The 16,620-nt window shown below is 70.7% G+C and carries 19 protein-coding genes; 2 read left to right on the forward strand and 17 right to left on the reverse strand.

Features of this window, described 5'->3' with window-relative positions; all coding sequences use genetic code 11:
- Positions 1 to 33: 33 nt before the first annotated feature.
- Positions 34 to 498 carry a hypothetical protein gene (locus tag ACQPXG_RS42915; RefSeq protein WP_433464876.1) on the forward strand — a complete coding sequence of 155 codons (465 nt, stop codon included), beginning with the start codon at positions 34 to 36 and terminating at the stop codon, positions 496 to 498.
- Positions 499 to 724: 226 nt separating this feature from the next.
- Here ACQPXG_RS42915 and ACQPXG_RS42920 read toward each other — a convergent pair whose 3' ends face one another.
- From ACQPXG_RS42920 to ACQPXG_RS42965, 10 genes are all read right to left on the reverse strand, one after another.
- Positions 725 to 1,885, reverse strand: coding sequence for a cytochrome P450 (locus tag ACQPXG_RS42920; RefSeq protein ID WP_433464877.1), 1,161 nt, complete (start codon positions 1,883 to 1,885; stop codon positions 725 to 727).
- Positions 1,882 to 2,715: an SAM-dependent methyltransferase gene (locus ACQPXG_RS42925; RefSeq protein ID WP_433464878.1), complete on the reverse strand. Its 834-nt coding sequence runs from the start codon at positions 2,713 to 2,715 to the stop codon at positions 1,882 to 1,884. Before ACQPXG_RS42925 ends, ACQPXG_RS42920 begins: the two co-directional genes overlap by 4 nt.
- Before the next feature lie 301 nt (positions 2,716 to 3,016).
- Positions 3,017 to 3,751 carry a dienelactone hydrolase family protein gene (locus ACQPXG_RS42930; protein WP_433464879.1) on the reverse strand — a complete coding sequence of 245 codons (735 nt, stop codon included), beginning with the start codon at positions 3,749 to 3,751 and terminating at the stop codon, positions 3,017 to 3,019.
- A 53-nt stretch (positions 3,752 to 3,804) separates the two neighbouring features.
- The gene (locus tag ACQPXG_RS42935; RefSeq protein WP_433464880.1) at positions 3,805 to 4,977 is read right to left on the reverse strand and encodes a low temperature requirement protein A; all 1,173 of its coding nucleotides are present in this window, start codon (positions 4,975 to 4,977) and stop codon (positions 3,805 to 3,807) included.
- A 29-nt stretch (positions 4,978 to 5,006) separates the two neighbouring features.
- The gene (locus ACQPXG_RS42940) at positions 5,007 to 5,951 is read right to left on the reverse strand and encodes a lysophospholipid acyltransferase family protein (protein WP_433464881.1); all 945 of its coding nucleotides are present in this window, start codon (positions 5,949 to 5,951) and stop codon (positions 5,007 to 5,009) included.
- 34 nt (positions 5,952 to 5,985) lie between these two features.
- Positions 5,986 to 6,981, reverse strand: a complete 996-nt coding sequence (locus ACQPXG_RS42945; RefSeq protein WP_433470155.1) for an NAD-dependent epimerase/dehydratase family protein — start codon at positions 6,979 to 6,981, stop codon at positions 5,986 to 5,988.
- A 47-nt stretch (positions 6,982 to 7,028) separates the two neighbouring features.
- Entirely contained in the window at positions 7,029 to 7,127 is a 99-nt protein-coding gene (locus ACQPXG_RS42950; protein ID WP_018654693.1) for a 30S ribosomal protein bS22, read from the reverse strand.
- A 383-nt stretch (positions 7,128 to 7,510) separates the two neighbouring features.
- Complete coding sequence (locus ACQPXG_RS42955) at positions 7,511 to 7,714, reverse strand: helix-turn-helix domain-containing protein (RefSeq protein WP_021591693.1); 204 nt, start codon at positions 7,712 to 7,714, stop codon at positions 7,511 to 7,513.
- A 352-nt stretch (positions 7,715 to 8,066) separates the two neighbouring features.
- Entirely contained in the window at positions 8,067 to 8,909 is an 843-nt protein-coding gene (locus ACQPXG_RS42960) for a phosphatase (protein WP_433464882.1), read from the reverse strand.
- Positions 8,906 to 10,120 carry an acetoin utilization protein AcuC gene (locus ACQPXG_RS42965; protein WP_433464883.1) on the reverse strand — a complete coding sequence of 405 codons (1,215 nt, stop codon included), beginning with the start codon at positions 10,118 to 10,120 and terminating at the stop codon, positions 8,906 to 8,908. Before ACQPXG_RS42965 ends, ACQPXG_RS42960 begins: the two co-directional genes overlap by 4 nt.
- Before the next feature lie 141 nt (positions 10,121 to 10,261).
- Here ACQPXG_RS42965 and ACQPXG_RS42970 point away from each other — a divergent pair, with 141 nt between their 5' ends.
- A complete protein-coding gene (locus ACQPXG_RS42970) occupies positions 10,262 to 11,239 on the forward strand; it encodes an alpha/beta hydrolase (RefSeq protein WP_433464884.1) in 978 nt (325 codons plus the stop codon).
- Here ACQPXG_RS42970 and ACQPXG_RS42975 read toward each other — a convergent pair.
- From ACQPXG_RS42975 to ACQPXG_RS43005, 7 genes are all read right to left on the reverse strand, one after another.
- On the reverse strand, positions 11,236 to 11,391 hold the full coding sequence (locus ACQPXG_RS42975; protein ID WP_433464885.1) for a hypothetical protein: 156 nt from the start codon (positions 11,389 to 11,391) through the stop codon (positions 11,236 to 11,238). The genes ACQPXG_RS42970 and ACQPXG_RS42975 overlap by 4 nt on opposite strands.
- A gap of 77 nt (positions 11,392 to 11,468) precedes the next feature.
- Positions 11,469 to 11,906 (reverse strand): hypothetical protein, encoded by a 438-nt coding sequence (locus ACQPXG_RS42980; RefSeq protein ID WP_433464886.1) that lies wholly within the window; start codon positions 11,904 to 11,906, stop codon positions 11,469 to 11,471.
- Positions 11,907 to 11,989: 83 nt separating this feature from the next.
- Positions 11,990 to 12,784, reverse strand: a complete 795-nt coding sequence (proC, locus tag ACQPXG_RS42985) for a pyrroline-5-carboxylate reductase (protein WP_433464887.1) — start codon at positions 12,782 to 12,784, stop codon at positions 11,990 to 11,992.
- Positions 12,785 to 12,836: 52 nt separating this feature from the next.
- Positions 12,837 to 13,757, reverse strand: a complete 921-nt coding sequence (locus tag ACQPXG_RS42990) for a proline dehydrogenase family protein (protein ID WP_433464888.1) — start codon at positions 13,755 to 13,757, stop codon at positions 12,837 to 12,839.
- A 63-nt stretch (positions 13,758 to 13,820) separates the two neighbouring features.
- Positions 13,821 to 14,996 (reverse strand): LCP family protein, encoded by a 1,176-nt coding sequence (locus ACQPXG_RS42995; RefSeq protein ID WP_433464889.1) that lies wholly within the window; start codon positions 14,994 to 14,996, stop codon positions 13,821 to 13,823.
- A gap of 106 nt (positions 14,997 to 15,102) precedes the next feature.
- Entirely contained in the window at positions 15,103 to 15,837 is a 735-nt protein-coding gene (locus ACQPXG_RS43000) for an ABC transporter permease (protein ID WP_433464890.1), read from the reverse strand.
- On the reverse strand, positions 15,834 to 16,583 hold the full coding sequence (locus ACQPXG_RS43005) for an ABC transporter ATP-binding protein (RefSeq protein WP_433464891.1): 750 nt from the start codon (positions 16,581 to 16,583) through the stop codon (positions 15,834 to 15,836). The genes ACQPXG_RS43000 and ACQPXG_RS43005 overlap by 4 nt, the downstream gene beginning before the upstream one ends.
- Positions 16,584 to 16,620 lie beyond the last annotated feature (37 nt).

Here is a 16,620-nt window from a genome sequence, read left to right on the forward strand (position 1 = left end):
CCCCTCCCGCGACACGCCCTTTACCCTCCGTCCATGAGTGCTCCCCGTACGTGGGCCTTCACGCTGACGGCCGCGCTGATCGCCACGGGCTGTTCGACCTCGGACAACGCGTCGTCCGCAGCTTCCCGGTCGTCCTCGAAGGCACCCGCGTCGCCGACTCCATCGCCCACGTCCGCCTTCTGCCTGGACCTGTCCACGTTCCAGGTCGGCGTCCTCTCATTCCGCTCAGGTGTGGGCAAGGCGATCAGCGGTCAACCGCTGGATTTCAAGGAACTGCGGAGGCAGGCCACCTTGGTGCTCCATTGGGGCGAGGAGATGGAGACGAGCGCGCCGCCGGACATCGCCGAACAGTTCCGCACGGTCCTCAAGGCGATCAAGACCTCGTCGAGCAAGCTGAAGGACGGATCGAAGGTCCGCGACGTCGTGGATCCCCTGTACGGCAAGGAGGACAGCGCCGCCTTCGACGCGGTCGAGAAGTACGACTGCGCGCAGAAGTAGCGAGGCTCGGGCGAAGCCCTATGGCGGCGACGCTCGGAGGCGAAATACGCCGCCGCCCAGGTCGGCAGCGCGCAGCCCGGCCCGATGACGACGCGGAGAGACGGCGTCCGGCGGGCCGCCTGCGGCCGCGCCGGTGGCTCGCCGCGCCGCTGACCGCTTGAGCAGGATCGAGACGGCCACTGCGCAGATCGGCCGGCTCCTCAGGTACCGCACGGCCTGGTGATGGTCACCAGCTCAGGGGGAGGGTGTCCAGGCCTAGGACGAGGCTGGCGTGCTCACGGGGTTGGGCGCCGGGGGTGATGCGGTAGTCCGGAATCCGCGCGTGCCACTCGCGCAGGGCGATCTGGAGTTCGAGGCGGGCCAGGTGCGCGCCGAGGCAGCGGTGCGGGCCCGCGCCGAACGCCAGGTGGCGGGTCGGCGGGCGGTCCAGGTCGACGGCCGACGCGGCGGGCACGGCGCGGGGGTCACGGGTCGCCATGGCGAGCGGGAGCATGACCATGTCCTCGGCCTTCATCGGGCAGCCGTGCAGGTCGACGTCGCGGGTGAGCTTGCGAGCCGGGAGGACGATGGAGTAGACGCGGAGGAGCTCCTCGATCGCGTCGGGGATGTCGTCCGGGTCGCCGGTGATGCGGGCCCGGTCGGCGTCATGCCGGGCCAGATGCCAGAAGATGTAGGACAGCTGCGCGGTGACGGTGTCGAGACCGGCGAGGAACAGCAGGATGCACAGCTGCAGCAGCTCGTCGTCGGTGACCGGCCGTCCGTCGACGGCGAAGGTGGTCGCGGCGCTGATCAGGTCCTCCTGCGGATGCGCCCGGCGGTTCTGGATCAGCTCGGTGAAGCAGGCCGTCAGCGCCGCCATGGCCTCGCCCCTTCCGCCGCCGGAGGGCGGCGGATGCAGAATCGCGTACTCCCAGCCCAGAAACTCCTGCAGCCGTTCGGCGGGGAGGCCGAGCAGCTCCAGGAAGATCGTCGTGGGGTAGAGGCGGGCGAAGTCGGCGACGAAGTCGCACTCGTTCCTGGGCTTGAGGTCGTCGATCAGCGCGACGCAGTGCCGGGTGATGCGGTCCCGCAGGACGGCGGCGGCCGTGGGTGTGAAGAACGGCCGCAGGAGACGCCGCCAGGTCGTGTGCAGCGGCGGGTCCAGCATGACCGGGATCCACTGGTACCCCGGATTCGGGTCGATGACGGCGATCGCGCGGCTGGAGAACGTCTCCGGGTCCTGGAATGCGGCGAGGATGTCGTCGTAGCGCGTCAGCACCCAGAAGCCGTGGCCGACGGTGCTGCGGAACGCCGGATGCCGTTCGCGCAGCTCGTCCAAGTGCGGATGGGTTTGTCCGGCAGGTCCCGGCCCGGCGAACGGGTCGAACGGGACGTGTGGCGCGTTCACCGTACGTCCTTGCGGGCGACACCGCACAGGTAGGTGGCGGGGAGGCCGTGCCCGGACACCGGCCCCAGTTCCGGATCGGGTCGCCAGTCGGGCAGTTGGACCAGCCCTGGCCCCAGCACCTCCATCCCGCCGAAGAACCCGGCGATCTGCTCCCGGTCGCGGAAGGTCATGCTGGTGTTGACGCCCCGGTCCCGGTATGTCCGCGCCGCCTCCTCGGCGGCCTTGCGGTAGGTGGACGCCGCAGGCGGCCTGGTGATGTGCGAGATCGCCAGGTGGCTTCCCGGAGCGACCGCGTCACGCAACCGCCGGACCGCGTCCTGCACCAGGTCCTCATCGGCCACGCAGTGCAGGACGGAGAACATCAGCACGCCGACCGGACGCTCCAGGTCGAGGACGGCCGTCAGGTCCGGATTCCGCAGGATCGACTCTGGATAGCGGACATCTCCCTCGATGACCGTGGTCCGCGGCTGTTTCGCGAGCAGTGCCCGCGCGTGCGCGAGGACGACGGGATCATTGTCGACGTAGGCCACGCTCGCGTCAGAACGCGCCGCCTGCGCCACCTCGTGCACGTTCTGCTGGGTCGGCAGCCCGCACCCGATGTCCAGGAACTGATCGATTCCCGCTTCGACGGCGAGGAATCGGACCACGCGCGCAAGAAAGTGCCTGCCTGCCCGGGCGGTGGCGCGCGTCGCCGGCGCCTTCCGCATGATCTGCTCGGCGGCTTCTCGGTCGGCTTCGTAGTTATCTTTCCCGTCGAGGAAGTAGTCATAAATACGCGCGACGTTTGGGGTCGTGACATCGACGCCGGCGGGCACGGTCTCCAAAGCCATTGCGCCTCCAACTCGGCGGCGGACGACCCTGTTGATCATACGCAAAGGCTTCTGGCGTGGCGAGATCCGCGGTCCAGGCTCCAGACCGTAACGATCGGCCGAAGAACGATAAGTAATCGCGGGAGTGCGGAATGTTCGTGGACCTTGAACGGTGCCAGGTTGATTTATTACCGTGCGAAGCCTCTATCAGGACACGATGCGGGCGTCACTGCCGCAGCGAAGGCCGAACGCACATCATTCAGTCCCCGCGAAGGCCGGATTCGCATTGGCGGCGTCTCGCGCAATACCGCCGGGCCGCTGGTCAGAGTTCGGTGGCGAAAAGGTCGCGGACGCGGTTCCAGGAGTCGTCGGCGGCGGGCTTGTCGTAGGGCTCGCGGCCGGGGAAGAAGAAGGCGTGCCGGGCGCCCGGGTAGACGACCTCCTCGTGCCGGACGCCGGCCGACGTGAGCGCGGCGCCGATCTGCTCGCGCTGTTCGGCGTCGATGACGTGATCGAGTTCGGCGAAGAACATGCGGACGCGGGCGGTGATCGCGGCGGCGTCGTCCAGCAGGGGGTCCGGACGGCTCAGCGCGGTACCGGCGACGGGCAGCCAGCCGGGGTAGTAGATCGCCGCCGCGGCGAGGTCGAGGCGGGTCGCCGCGAAGAACGCGATGTGGCCGCCGAGGCTGAAGCCGAGGACGCCCGCCTTCCCGGCGGCGTCCGCGTGCTCGCGCGCGTGGGCGAGGCAGGCGCGGAGGTCGGCTTCGACGCCGTCCCGGGTCAGCCGGCCGAGCAGCTCGAAGGCGCGCTGCCGGTTGGCGTCGCTCTCGGCCATGCCGTGCGCGGTGTCCGCCCCGGAGCGGTGGTACAGGTCGGGGGCGATCGCGACGTGCCCGAGGGCGGCGACCTGCCGGGCGATCTCGCGGACCTCGTTCGTCAGGCCCCACAGTTCCGCGCAGACGAGGACCGGCGGGCACCCGCCGGGATCGGCCGGCCGGGCCAGGTACGCGGCCATCGGTCCGGCGCCGTCCACCTCGATCTCAACCTCGCGGGCCATGACTTCTCGCGACATTTCAACCCCCGTCGTAGATCGCGGTCGACGTGGCGATCCTACTTCGCCAGATCGCCGGCCCCGGGTGCCTCGCGGGTGAGGGTCGCGGCGAGGAGGAGGGACAGGAGGACGGCCATGACGATGAGGGTCGCCGCGACGCCGAGGGCAGGGGCCGCAAGGATCGTGAGGAGGGTCAGAACGGCCGTGGCGCCGATGAGCTCCGGACGGACGGTCGTCCGGCGCATCGGGGCGTGCAGGGCCCACAGCATGACGAGGACGACGGCGATCGGGACGGCGACGGAGGCGACCACCGTCCGCGTGCTCGCCTCGATGTGGTCGCCCGCCGAGACGACCGCCGTTTCGAGGCCGGCGCCGATGGCGGCGAGCGCGGCGAAGACGAGGTAGTGGCCGTATCCCCAGATGAAGGACCGGTCGCGGCGCCGTTCCAGCCCTTCGCCGGCGGGTTCGGAGAAGTAGAGCCACCAGAGCGCGAACAGGATGGCGAGGCCCGCCAGGGCGATCGTGACGAGCTCGCCGCTCACGCCGTGCGCCACGGCGTCCTGCACCGCGTTCGTCGCGGCGAGGGCGCTCTCCCCCAGCAGGATGATCGTGAACAGCCCGTATCGTTCGGCGATGTGATGCGGGTGCCAGGTCGTCATGCCGGGCCGCTCCGCGATCAGCGGGACGGACAGGTCGAGCGCCGCGAGGACGAAGAACAGCCACATCGGGCCGCCGTCCGGGAGCGCGAGCCGCGACACCCAGAACACCTGGACGATGGAGAGGCCGGCGGCGTAGCGGAGGGCTGTGGCGCGTCCGGCGGGATGCGCGACGGCGGCGCGCAGCCAGAGGCTCACCAGGCCGACGCGCATGACGAGGTAGCCGATGGTCACGGTGGTGAAGTCGCCGTCGAACGCGGAGGGCACTCCGGCCGCCAAGACGAGGACGCCCGCCATCTGCACGAACGTCATGACGCGATAGAGGACGTCGTCGGTGTCGTACGCGGACGCGAACCACGTGAAGTTCATCCACGCCCACCAGATCGCGAAGAACACCATGAGGAACGGCGCGATGGCGCCGCCCACGTGCGCCTCTTCGGTGGCGTGGGCGAGCCGTCCGGCGACCTGCGACACCGCGGCGACGAAAGTCAGGTCGAACAGCAGCTCCAGCGGGCTGGAGGCACGGTGCGGCTCGCCCAGGTCGCGGGGGCCCATGCGGCTTCGGAGCGGCAGCATGCGCTCACTCTAGGGCGGGCGGAGAACGGTCAGAGGAAGGCGGGGCCCCGGCGGAGCCGCGTCTCGTACAGCATGTGCTGGATGTTCTCGCGGACGTGGTCGGTGATGTTGAAGACCGTCATGGGGTCGTCGGCGGCGTCGGCGTCGTACTCCTCCAGCGTCATCGGCTCGCCGAACTGGATCATCCACTTGGACGGCAGCGGGACCAGCCCGGCGAGGCCCAGCAGCGGGAACGTCGGGGTGATCGGGAAGTACGGGAGGCCGAGCAGCCGCGCCAGCGGGCGCAGGTCGGCGATCTTGGGGTAGATCTCCTCGGCGCCGACGATGGCGCACGGGACGATCGGGACGCCGGCGCGCAGCGCGGTGCCGACGAAGCCGCCGCGGCCGAAGCGCTGCAGCTTGTAGCGGTCCGCGAAGGGCTTGCCGACCCCCTTGAAGCCCTCGGGGAAGACGCCGACGAGCTCGCCCTTGCCGAGGAGGCGGGCGGCGTCGGCCTGGCAGGCGAGGGTGTGGCCGGCCTTGCGGGCCAGGTGCCCGAACAGCGGGATCTGGTAGACGAGGTCGGCGCCGAGGAGGCGGATCTGGCGGTCGGCGTGGTCGTGCAGCGCGACCGTCAGCATGAGCGCGTCGATCGGGATGGTGCCGGAGTGGTTCGCGACGAGCAGCGCGCCGCCCTCGGGAAGGTTGTCCAGGCCGTCCAGCTCGACGCGGAACCAGTGCTCGTAGAGGGCACGGGCGAGCGGCAGGAGGAGCGTCGAGTTGAACTCGGGGTCGAAGCCGAACTCGTCGACCTCGTAGTCGCCGGCCAGCCGGCGCCTGAGGAACGCCAGGCCGGAGGCGATGCCGCGTTCCAGCGTGCTGGACTCGGCGGAGCCACCAGAGGCACCCGAGCCGGGGTCGCCGGAGTCCTCGCGGGCGGTGGCGAGCCGGATGACCTGCGCGCCCTCGTCGTCCTCGTGGTGCGCGTTCATCATCTCGGCTCCCCTCTCAGGCGCGTCCCTGCGGCTTTCAGGCACGTCCCAGCAACGCGGTCAGCCTGCTGTGGCCGAGGCCCTGCGCGGCGGCGAAGTCGGCGAACGCGGCCTCGGAACTGTACTTGGGACGCCAGGACAGCTCGTCCTCCAGGGCGGTGGTGTCGATGACCCGGCCGTACGTCAGCCAGCGCAGCAGCTCCGGCGAGAACCCGGACAGGCCGGCGAACCGGCGCCCCATGTCGCCGAGCACCGAGATCGACGGCGACGGGACGGGCAGGTACGGCCGCCCGGCGCGGCGGAGCGCCTGCGACAGGAGCAGCACGCCGTCCCCGGCGACGTTGTAGCAGCCGGGATGGTCCTCCACCGTCATGCGGCGCAGCACCTCGACACCGTCGTCCTCGTGGACGAACTGGAGCCGCGGGTCGAAGCCCAGCACGGTGGGGACGACCGGCAGGTGCAGGTACCGGGTGAGCGGCGAGTCGACGCCCGGGCCGAGGAAGTTGGCGAACCGCAGCACCGACACGGTCAGGTCGGAGCGGCGCCGCCTCAGACCGCGGACGTAGCCCTCGACCTCGACCGCGTCCTTGGCGTAGCCGCTCTTGGGCGCCTCGGCGGGCTCGTCCCGCTCGGTGAAGACGGCCGGGTCCATCGGCGAGGAGCCGTAGACGGCGGCCGACGACCGCACCACGAGCTTGCGCATGTCGGACGAGCGCTGGCAGGCCGCGAGCAGCTGCATCGTCCCGATGACGTTGAGCTCCTTGACCTTCGCCCGCGGGACGGACGAGGAGGTCACCAGGTTGAGGTGCACGACCGTGTCCACCCCCGCCGACGCGATGATCTTCGCGATGTCGGGCGTGCGTATGTCGACCCGGACGAACTCGGTGCGGCCGAGCGACTCGGCCGGCGGCACCGTGTCCACCCCGATGACCCGCTCGATGCCCGGGTCGGCCTGCAGGGTGTTCGCGACCCGCGCCCCCAGGAAACGGGAGACGCCGGTGACGAGGACGACACGGGCCGCGGCGGCGGGTATGGAGGACACTGTGCGCCCCACCCCTTACGGCTTGACGGCCGGTGTGATCACTTCTTGTTGCGGCGCTGGATGCGCGTCTTCTTCAGAAGCTTGCGGTGCTTCTTCTTGGCCATCCTCTTGCGACGCTTCTTGATGACGGAGCCCACGGGACCTCGCTCGGCGAATCGGGTGATGTGCAGGAGACGAACGTGCCGCAGGCGAGCATGACTCGAAAAGCGCGCACGGTCCGACGCACAAGACTACCGCCGTGGCGGTGGAGATCATGCCGCGGCCTGCCCTGCGGCCACGGGTTCGGCCGCACGGACGGCCGGACGGACGGCGGCCGGCACCGCGCGTCGCACGGTGCCGGGCACCGTTCAGTCCGGGCGGGCGTGGCCTCGGGCCACCGCCCGTCCGCTCGGTGTCCGGACCGTTCTGCCGGTCCTCGTCCTGCTTCCCCAGCTTCGGGACGGTCCCTCGGGACCTTCCCGACGCCCCCTGCACGGCCGGGTATGGAGTTCGCGGCGGGGTCATGCCCCGCCCCTACCCGTTATCCGGCTTCGATGTACGCGTCGCGCAGGTAATCGTGAACGGCCTGCTCGGGGACCCGGAACGAGCGGCCCACGCGGATCGCGGGAAGCTCGCCCGAGTGGACGAGACGGTAGACGGTCATCTTGGACACCCGCATCACCGCCGCCACTTCGGCAACGGTCAGGAACCTGACCTCGCTCAGAGGTCGCTCGCCTGAGGTCATCGGACGCCCTCTTCCACACGTGCCGCGCACCGGCCCTTTGGGTGACTTTGATCACGCACGTGTACTTCCTCCAGCGTAAATCGCGTATCGGCAGTCGCAAGAGGGGAGTTCCGCACATTTCCGTATCCCGACCTGACCGGGTGGATACAGTCCTGATGTCGTACGGAGCGTGGACGTGACGGCACAACGCGTGGCGCGACGAACGGTTGTCCACCGAAACCCCGTGTTGACCTGCGGTTCCGCCGTTCCCGACAGCATCCGGCAAGCCCATGCGCCTCGTCATGGCAGCCCTGTCACACGCCGTGACAGGCCGGACGGCGGCAACCCGACCCTAACTCCGGAGTAAGCAGGATCAATCGGACAGGTGCAGGCCCGCGCGATCAAGGATGTAGGCGGTCAGCGGCGCGTAGTGGTGCGGGGAGACGCCGTCGTCGAGCGGGACGACCACGTCGATCTTGCCCTCGGCGGCCCCGGCGAACAGCGCCGGGTCGTTACAGTCCGCGAAACCGACGGTGTCGATGCCCGCCTGCCCGGCGGCCCCGGCCCAGCCGTGATCGGCGATGGCCAGATCCGGCCAGATATCGGGTTTAGCTTCCGCACCGCTCTCAGAATCGGTATCGGCGAGCTCCCGGAGCATGGCCTCCATCGGGTGCGGATCGTGCGTGTGGTGCGTCCGGAAGTCGTCACCCTCCAGCATCGCGACACCTGGCCGGGCGTAGACGATGCGGCGCAGTTCCGAGCCGCCGTAGCCGGTCTCGATCTCGTACGTCCAGCCGGCCGCAGGCGTCAGCAGCCGGCAGCCCGCGCCCTCCAGCGCCCGCGCGACCGCCTGGTACAGCGGCGTCAGCGTGGCCGGATGCCCGGTCGCGACCACCACGTTCTCCCCGCGGCGGGCCGCGAGACCGATGCGGTCGCCCATCGCCTCAAGCGTGTCGAGGGTGATGTCGGGGTCGATGGTGTCGTCCCCGTAGATGTGCCGGGGATCGGGGTCGACGCCGCACCGTTCGACCATCATCTCCAGGACGTCCCGCTCCGTCCACGACGGCTTCAGCTCCAGGCCGAACTGGTAGTACAGGTTCCCGGCGGCCATCCGCCGGTAGTGCAGCAGGTTGTTCTGGCGCGGCGTGGCGACGTCGCCCGCGATCATCGTGCGGACGAGGTGGGCGCGCAGCTCGTCGCGCGTCGGCGCGGTCACTCGTCCGTCATCGGGTCGAGGCCGTGCTCGGGGAACACCGCCCGGCGCGTCGCCAGGATCGCCTGGTCCACCGGGTTCGCCGGGTCGTAGCCGTCGCCCCACCTGACGACCTCCACCGCGTCCGTCCCGTCCGTCATGCGGCGGGGAGCGATCTCCTCGGTCCGCCGCCGGACGAGATCGCGCCACTCCTCCGGCGTCTCCGTGTCCGGCGGGATCCGCCCGCCGGCGGCCTCCGCCAGCAGGTGCGTCCACGCCCGAGGGACGACCTGGACCAGCTCGTAGCCGCCGCCCCCGGTCAGCACCCACCGTCCGCCCGCCGTCTCGTGCGCGAGCCGGTGCAGCATCGAGTACGCCGTCCGCTGCCCGTCCACGCTGAGGATCAGGTGCGCGAGCGGGTCGAGGGCGTGGCCGTCCGCGCCCTGCTGGGTGACCAGGACGTCCGGGCGGAACGCGCGCAGCAGCGGCGGGGCGATCGCGTCGAACGCGCGCAGCCACGGCCGGTCTCCGGTGCCGGGCGGCAGCGAGATGTTGACGGACGTGCCCGCCGCGCCCGTCTCGTCCGGGAAGCCCGTGCCGGGGAACAGCGTCCGCGGCGTCTCGTGCAGACTGATCGTCAGGACACGAGGGTCGTCGTAGAAGGCCGCCTGGACGCCGTCGCCGTGGTGGACGTCGATGTCGACGTAGGCGACGCGCTCGGCGCCGTTCTCCAGCAGCCACGCGATCGCGATGGCGGGGTCGTTGTAGACGCAGAACCCGCTCGCGGCGCCGCTCAGCGCATGGTGGAGGCCGCCCGAGATGTTCGCGGCGTGTTCCGCGCTCCCCGTCCACACCGCCTCCGCGGCGGCGACCGACGCGCCCGCGACCAGCGCGGACGCCTCGTGCATGCCGAGGAACACCGGGTTGTCGGGGATGCCGAGGCCGTACGCGATCTCGGGCAGGCCGGTCGCGCCGGCGTGCTTGACCGCCGCTATGTAGGACTCCTCGTGGACGAGCCGGAGCAGCTTGTCGTCCGCCGCCTCGAACTCCGAGACCCGGACGTTGGGGCGGTCCAGGACGCCGAGTGCGCGTGCCAGCGCCATCGTCAGCTCGACCCGAACGGGATTCATGGGATGCCCGGGGCCGAAGTCGTAGGAGATGAGCCGCTCGTCCCAGAAAATCTCAAGTCCGCAGCTCTCGGGACCGGAGGGCGGGGACGAATCGGGACTGCTCATGGCCTCACGGTATCGCGCGGATCACGTGACCTGCCCCACAGCGGTCGAGAGCGGGACGAACCCCGCTACAGACGTGTGACGTGAATTACTCGCCAGAAACGGGCATACCGCTAGCAGGCGAAATCTCCACTTGGGGGGTAGATGGACGGCCCGAGCGTTCGCAGCCGCGCGATAAGCAACGCGCTTCGCCTCGGCGTTCGCCCGTTCCTGAACTACCTCCCCGGCCATGCCACCGGCATCCGGACCGCGCGGTCGACCATGGACGCCGCGGCCCTGCTGCTTCGGCACAGCCCGCACGTCCGGGTCGACTCGGTGGACGATCCGCCGCCCAAGGACGGCGGTGACCGGCCGGTCAAGGGCGAGTGGATCATCTCCCGGGAGGTCACCGGGAAGAAGACCCGGGGCGCCGTCCTGTACCTGCATGGCGGCGGCTACATCTTCTGCTCTCCGCGCACGCACCGCCCGATCACGTCGCGGCTGGCGCTCGACACCGGCCTGCCCGTCCTCGTCCCCCGCTACCGGCTCGCGCCCGAACACCAGTTCCCCGCGCCGCTGGAGGACGCGGTCGCCGCCTACCGGTGGCTGCTCGCGCGGCGCATACCGGCGTCCCGCATCGTCCTCGCCGGCGACTCGGCGGGCGGGCACCTGTCCGCCGTGCTGGCCGGCGAGATCTGCCGGCTCGGCCTGCCGAACCCGGCCGGGCTCGTCCTGTTCTCCCCCTGGGTGGACCTGACCTGCGAACTCTCCATCCGCACGCAGCACCTCGCCCACGACCCGTACATCAGCGCATCATCGGTGCGCCGGGTCGCCCGCCTGGTCGTGGGGCCGGCCGGATTCGACGACCCGCGGCTGGCCCTGCTCTCCTGCGCCTGGACGGACATGCCGCCCGTCCTGATCCAGGTCGGCGGCGCCGAGGTCCTGCGCGCCGAGGCCGAGGCGTTCGCGGACGCCCTGGAGAGCGCCGGAGCCGACTGCCAACTGCAGGTCTGGAACGGGCAGATGCACGTCTTCCAGATCCTGAACCGCGTGCTGCCCGAGGCCGACGCCGCGATGGACGACGCCGCCCGCTTCGTCCGGACCGTCACCCGCACGTCCGGGAAACGGACCAGGGCCGCCTAGTCCCGCCGGTCCTTCGGCTTCGTCAGCAGCCCGGCCAGCAGGGCGGCGGCATGCTCGGCCATGAAGCGCGGGACGCGCGCCTTGAGCAGCGCCTTGCGCAGGGCGGACGCCGCCCGCGGCATCTCGGTCGGTCGTTCGCGCCGGTCTTCCATCCAGGGCCCCCACACTCCAAGATCAACTGGATGTTAGCCGGGTGGGGCGGGAATCGGCGGGCGAATCGTGACACGGATCAGAAGCGGCTCGCGGGCTCGCGTTCGTAGACCTCGTCCTCCTGCCGGCGCCTGCCGCGTTTCACGGTGAGGAAGCCGACCACCGCGGCCAGCGCGGCGCCGCCCTCACCGGCGAGGCTGATCGTCTTCTCCGTGTACCAGACGGGCTCGTGCATGTCCGGCAGCGGGCCGAGCGCGCCCATGTCGACGTAGTAGTAGAGCACGAGGGCGCCGACCGCGCTCGCCGCGACGAGGAACGCGAGCGCGTACGCCCAGCGTGTCGCGTAGGTGAGGATCACCACGGCGGTGACGCCGGCGACCGCGGCCTGGATGCGGAACAGCAGGTCTCCGTCGATGGACCCGCCCTGCACGAAGGCCATCTCGGGAGCGAACTTCCAGTGCACGATGGCGTCGGCGGCCAGTCCGGCGGCGACGATCAGGCGGAGTATGAGTCCCATATTCCTTACACGGACGAACCCCCCGTGCCGGATCAATGTTCAAAGATGAACTTTGTCCCGGGGTGCCGCGTCCCGGCGGCCGGTCAGCCGCCCGCCAGCTCGCGCCCCCGGTTGCGGGCCGCCTCGATGGCCTCCAGGACGGCGGCGCGCACCCCGTGCCGCTCCAGCTCGCGGATCGCCGCGATGGTCGTCCCGCCCGGGGACGTGACCGCCTCGCGCAGCAGCACCGGGTGCTCGCCCGAGTCGCGGAGCATGACGGCGGCGCCCACCGCCGACTGGATGACCATCTCCAGCGCGGCGGCGCGCGGCATGCCGAGCAGGATGCCCGCGTCCACCATCGCCTCGACCAGGTAGTAGAAGTACGCGGGGCCGCTGCCGGACAGGGCCGTCGCGCCGTCCTGCAGCGACTCGGGGATGCGCAGCACCTTGCCGACCGGGGACAGCAGCTCCTCGGCCAGCTTCAGGTGCTCCTCGCCCGCGTGCGACCCGGGCGAGATCACGCTCATCGCCTCGTCCACGTGGACGGGCGTGTTCGACATGACGCGGACGACGGGCACGCCCTCCGGCAGCCGCGCCTCGATGAACCCGGTCGTGATGCCCGCCGCCATGGAGATCACCAGCCGGCCGGCCGGGACGTGCGGGCCGACCTCGTCCAGCAGGGCGCCCATGTCCTGCGGCTTCACCGCGAGGACCAGCGTCCCGGCCTTGGCGGCGGCGTCCGCGTTCGACACGATCTCGATGCCGTACCGCTCGCGGAGGAGCGCGCCGCGCTCCTCCCGGCGCGCGGTCGCCATCAGCTCGGACGGGCGGCGGCCGGCCCGGAGCACTCCGGACAGCAGCGCCTCGCCCATCTTCCCGGCACCCAGAATCGCGATCATCGGCATACCTTGACGTGGGGATTCAACGACCGGTCCAGCCTATAGCCGGGGGTCAGGACCGCCCGACGAGGGAGCGCATGAAGAAGCGCAGGTTGGCGGGACGCTCCGCGAGGCGGCGCATGAAGTATTCGTACCACTCGCGGCCGTAGGCGACGTAGACGCGGACCTGCGCGCCCTGGGCGGCGAGACGGCGCTGCTCCTGCGGGCGGATCCCGTAGAGCATCTGGTACTCGAACGTGTCGGCGTCACGCTCGTTCAGAGTGGACAGCGCACCCGCGATGTCGATGAGCCGGGGGTCGTGCGTGGCGAGCATCGGGTAGCCCTTGCCTGCCATCAGGACCTTCATGCACCGCACATACGACCGGTCGATCTCTTCCTTGTCGGTGAAGGCGACCGCCGTCGGTGCCGCGTAGGCGCCCTTGCACAGCCTTACGCGCGAACCCTCGTAGGCCAGTTCCGCGCAGTGCTCCTCAGCGCGCCGCAGGTACGCCTGGATGACCGCGCCCACGTCCGGGAAGTCTCGCCGTAGTTCCTGGACGACACCCAACGTCGAGTCGACGGTCGCGTGCTCCTCCATGTCGAGGGTGACCGTCGTACTGGCGGAACGGGCGGCGGCACAGACCCGCCTTGCGTTCTCCACGGCGAGGTCTGCGTCGAAGGTCTGCCCGATGGCGGAGAGCTTCAGTGACACCTCTGCGCGTGTGCCGAGACCAGCGGCACCAAGACGTTCCAGAAGCTCGACGTAGTGCGTGACGTTCGCTTCGGCGTGCGCCTCGTCGTGCGTGTCCTCGCCCAGGACGTCCAAGGTGACGAGCAGGCCCTCACCGGTCAGGTCGTTCGTGACGCGTGCCGCGTCCTCGATCGTCTCCCCGGCGATGAAGCGGCGGACGACGTCGCCGGTGAACGGCGCGGTCTCCATGACCCTGCGCGCGCCACCGCTGCGCGACGCGACGAGCAACGCCTGACGAAGCACTGTGCGAACCCCTTGTCCCTGGGCCTTACCGTCCCAGGTTATGCCCGCCGCGGCCGCCGGCGATCACGACACGGTGCCGAGGCTGTTGCCGGCGCCGTGCTGCTTCACGTACTCCGCCATCTGCGCGGTCTTGACGGCCTCGAACAGCGCCTTCGCGTTCGTCGTGTCCAGGAACACGACGCTCTGCTTGTTGCGCATGCCGGTGCCCTTGTGCGGCAGCGTCATGAACATCACGTCCGAGGCCCGCACGTCCCGCATGCTGAGCGCCAGCGAGCGCAGGTCGCCCGCCGACACGCCCTCGTCCACGCTGATCGACTTGGTGAGCGCCGACAGGAACCTGTCGAGCTTGAGCGGGTTGGTGAGGGTGCCGCGGTCGGCGGCCTGCTTGGCGAGCGCGCCGAGGAACGCCTGCTGCCGCTTGATCCGGTCGAAGTCGCCGTTCGGCAGGTTGTAGCGCTGCCGGACGAACAGCAGCGCCTCCTCGCCGTTCAGCTTCTGCCTGCCCGCCGCCCACTGCTTCTTGCGCGCCGGGTCGTACACGCTCTGCCTGATGTTGACGGTGACGCCGCCGAGCGCGTCCGTCATCGACTTGAACCCCTCGAAGTCGATCGCGCCGTAGTGGTCGATGCGGATCCCGGTGAGGTTCTCCATCGTCTCGATCAGCAGCTTCGGCCCGCCGAAGGAGAACGCCGCGTTGATCTTCTGCCGGCCGTAGCCGGGGATCTCCACCCACGAGTCGCGCGGGAACGAGACGATGTAGGCCTTCTTCCGGTCCGCCGGCAGATGCAGCAGCATGATCGTGTCCGTGCGCTGCTGCCCCGGCTTCCAGACGTTGTTGCCCTCCCCGGTCGTGGCGGCGGCGCGCGAGTCCGACCCGACGAGCAGCCAGTTCTCGGTGCCCGCGGCGCTCGGGCCGGGGCGCTTCGAGCCGTCGTCCGGCATCACGCCCTTGATCCGGTCGATGTTGCCGTTGTAGGACGACTGCCGCTGCCACACGAGCCCGCCGAGCCCGGCCACGACCAGCGCCAGGAACACCCCGACCGCGATCAGGATCCGGGGCCACCGGCGCTTCCGCGCACGCTCCCCGCCGCCGTCCCCGTCGCCCCCGCCCCAGAACGCGTTCTCGGCGTCCGCCCCAGGGGCACCCGGCGCCTCGGTGGCCTGGGCCCCCGCGGACGGCCGCGAAGCCTCGTCGGGCCCCTGCGACGCCTGTGAACCGGAAAGATCTGGGGAGGTCATGGCGCGAAGCTACCAGCCCCCTCGGGCGGGGATGGCCCAGTTCGACCCACCTGTCCGATTAAGGCGGAAGCGGCCCACCCGGTAAACCCGACCCGCCCCTTACGGGTCATGCCGTGCGGCGCCTCAGGGTTATCGCGCCCAGGAGGAGGGCGACGACGGCGAAGGCGGCTATCACCGAGACGTCGAGGGCCAGGGTGCCGGTGAAGTCGGGGCTGCCGCTGATCTCCTGCATGCCCTCGACCGCGTAGGACAGCGGCAGGACGTCCGCGATCGCCTGGAGCCAGCCCGCCATGTTCTCGCGCGGGACGATCAGGCCGCAGAGCAGCAGCTGGGGCAGGACGAACGCCGGCATGAACTGGACGGCCTGGAACTCGGTCCGGGCGAACGCGCTGGCGAACAGGCCGAGCGCCATGCCGAGCAGCGCGTCCAGCAGGGAGACCAGGACCAGCGAGCCGAGCGAGCCGTCCAGGTCCAGGTCGAGCCAGGTCAGCGAGATGGCCAGCACGACGGCGACCTGGACCAGCGCGAGCAGGCCGAACGCGAACGCGTAGCCGAGCAGCAGGTCCAGCTTGCCGAGCGGCATGGTCATCAGCCGTTCGAGGGTGCCGCTCGTCCGCTCGCGGAGGGTGGCGACGCTGGCCACGACGAACATCACGATGAACGGGAAGAGGCCGAGCAGCATGGGCCCGATCCGGTCGAAGACGGCCGGCTGGTCGAACACGTACCGCAGCAGGATCATCAGCAGTGTCGGCACGCCGATCAGCAGCGCGAGGGTGCGGTGGTCGTGCTTGAGCTGCGCCAGGATGCGCCGCATCGTGGCGAAGGTGACGGCGGCGCTCATGTCGGGCTCCCGGCCTTCTCGGTGATCAGGTGGAGGAACGCCGCTTCCAGGTCGGGCGTCCCGGTGCGGGAGCGCAGCCCGTCCGGTGTGCCGTCGGCGAGGACCACGCCCTCGCGCATGAGCAGCAGCCGGTCGGTGCGGCCCGCCTCGTCCATGACGTGGCTGGACACGACGAGGGTGGCGCCCCGTTCGGCCAGCTCCCGGAACAGCTCCCACAGCTCCTGCCGCAGCACCGGGTCGAGGCCGACGGTCGGCTCGTCCAGGACGAGCAGCTCGGGCGCGCCCAGCAGCGCGACGGCGAGGTTGGCGCGGCTGAGCTGCCCGCCGGACAGCGTCGCCGCCGTCTGGTCGCGGCTCCGGCCGAGCCCGACCTCGTCGATGACGCGGTCGACGTCCGAGCGCGGGGCCCGCAGGACGGACGCGAAGTAGCGCAGGTTCTCGGTGACGGTGAGGTCGGCGTAGACGGCCGGCCGCTGCGTCGCGTACCCGACGCGGCGCCGCAGGCCGGGCGATCCCGCGGGGTCGCCGAGCACGGTCACCGTGCCGCTCCGCACGATCTGGACGCCGACGAGCGCCCTCATCAGGGTGGTCTTCCCGCAGCCGCTCGGACCGAGCAGCCCCACGATCGAGCCGTGCGGGACCTGGAAGGTGAGCCCGTGCAGCACCTCCCGGCCGCCGCGGACGACCCGCAGGTCGCGCACGTCCACCGTCGGGTCGGCGGTGCTCGCCGAACTAGAACTCATCATGTGTTGAATTTAAGCCGACACGGGGGCCGGGTCAAGG

The sequence above is a fragment of the Spirillospora sp. CA-128828 genome (assembly GCF_050945415.1).
Lineage (GTDB): Bacteria > Actinomycetota > Actinomycetes > Streptosporangiales > Streptosporangiaceae > Spirillospora.

Bases quoted from the DNA above. Each gene is read 5' to 3' on its own strand.
- ACQPXG_RS42915 (WP_433464876.1), top strand. From the start codon at position 34: ATGAGTGCTCCCCGTACGTGGGCCTTCACGCTGACGGCCGCGCTGATC.
- ACQPXG_RS42925 (WP_433464878.1), bottom strand. From the start codon at position 2,715: ATGGCTTTGGAGACCGTGCCCGCCGGCGTCGATGTCACGACCCCAAAC.
- ACQPXG_RS42930 (WP_433464879.1), bottom strand. From the start codon at position 3,751: ATGGCCCGCGAGGTTGAGATCGAGGTGGACGGCGCCGGACCGATGGCC.
- ACQPXG_RS42935 (WP_433464880.1), bottom strand. From the start codon at position 4,977: ATGCTGCCGCTCCGAAGCCGCATGGGCCCCCGCGACCTGGGCGAGCCG.
- ACQPXG_RS42940 (WP_433464881.1), bottom strand. From the start codon at position 5,951: ATGATGAACGCGCACCACGAGGACGACGAGGGCGCGCAGGTCATCCGG.
- ACQPXG_RS42955 (WP_021591693.1), bottom strand. From the start codon at position 7,714: ATGACCTCAGGCGAGCGACCTCTGAGCGAGGTCAGGTTCCTGACCGTT.
- ACQPXG_RS42965 (WP_433464883.1), bottom strand. From the start codon at position 10,120: ATGAGCAGTCCCGATTCGTCCCCGCCCTCCGGTCCCGAGAGCTGCGGA.
- ACQPXG_RS42970 (WP_433464884.1), top strand. From the start codon at position 10,262: ATGGACGGCCCGAGCGTTCGCAGCCGCGCGATAAGCAACGCGCTTCGC.
- ACQPXG_RS42975 (WP_433464885.1), bottom strand. From the start codon at position 11,391: ATGGAAGACCGGCGCGAACGACCGACCGAGATGCCGCGGGCGGCGTCC.
- ACQPXG_RS42980 (WP_433464886.1), bottom strand. From the start codon at position 11,906: ATGGGACTCATACTCCGCCTGATCGTCGCCGCCGGACTGGCCGCCGAC.
- proC (WP_433464887.1), bottom strand. From the start codon at position 12,784: ATGATCGCGATTCTGGGTGCCGGGAAGATGGGCGAGGCGCTGCTGTCC.
- ACQPXG_RS42995 (WP_433464889.1), bottom strand. From the start codon at position 14,996: ATGACCTCCCCAGATCTTTCCGGTTCACAGGCGTCGCAGGGGCCCGAC.
- ACQPXG_RS43000 (WP_433464890.1), bottom strand. From the start codon at position 15,837: ATGAGCGCCGCCGTCACCTTCGCCACGATGCGGCGCATCCTGGCGCAG.
- ACQPXG_RS43005 (WP_433464891.1), bottom strand. From the start codon at position 16,583: ATGATGAGTTCTAGTTCGGCGAGCACCGCCGACCCGACGGTGGACGTG.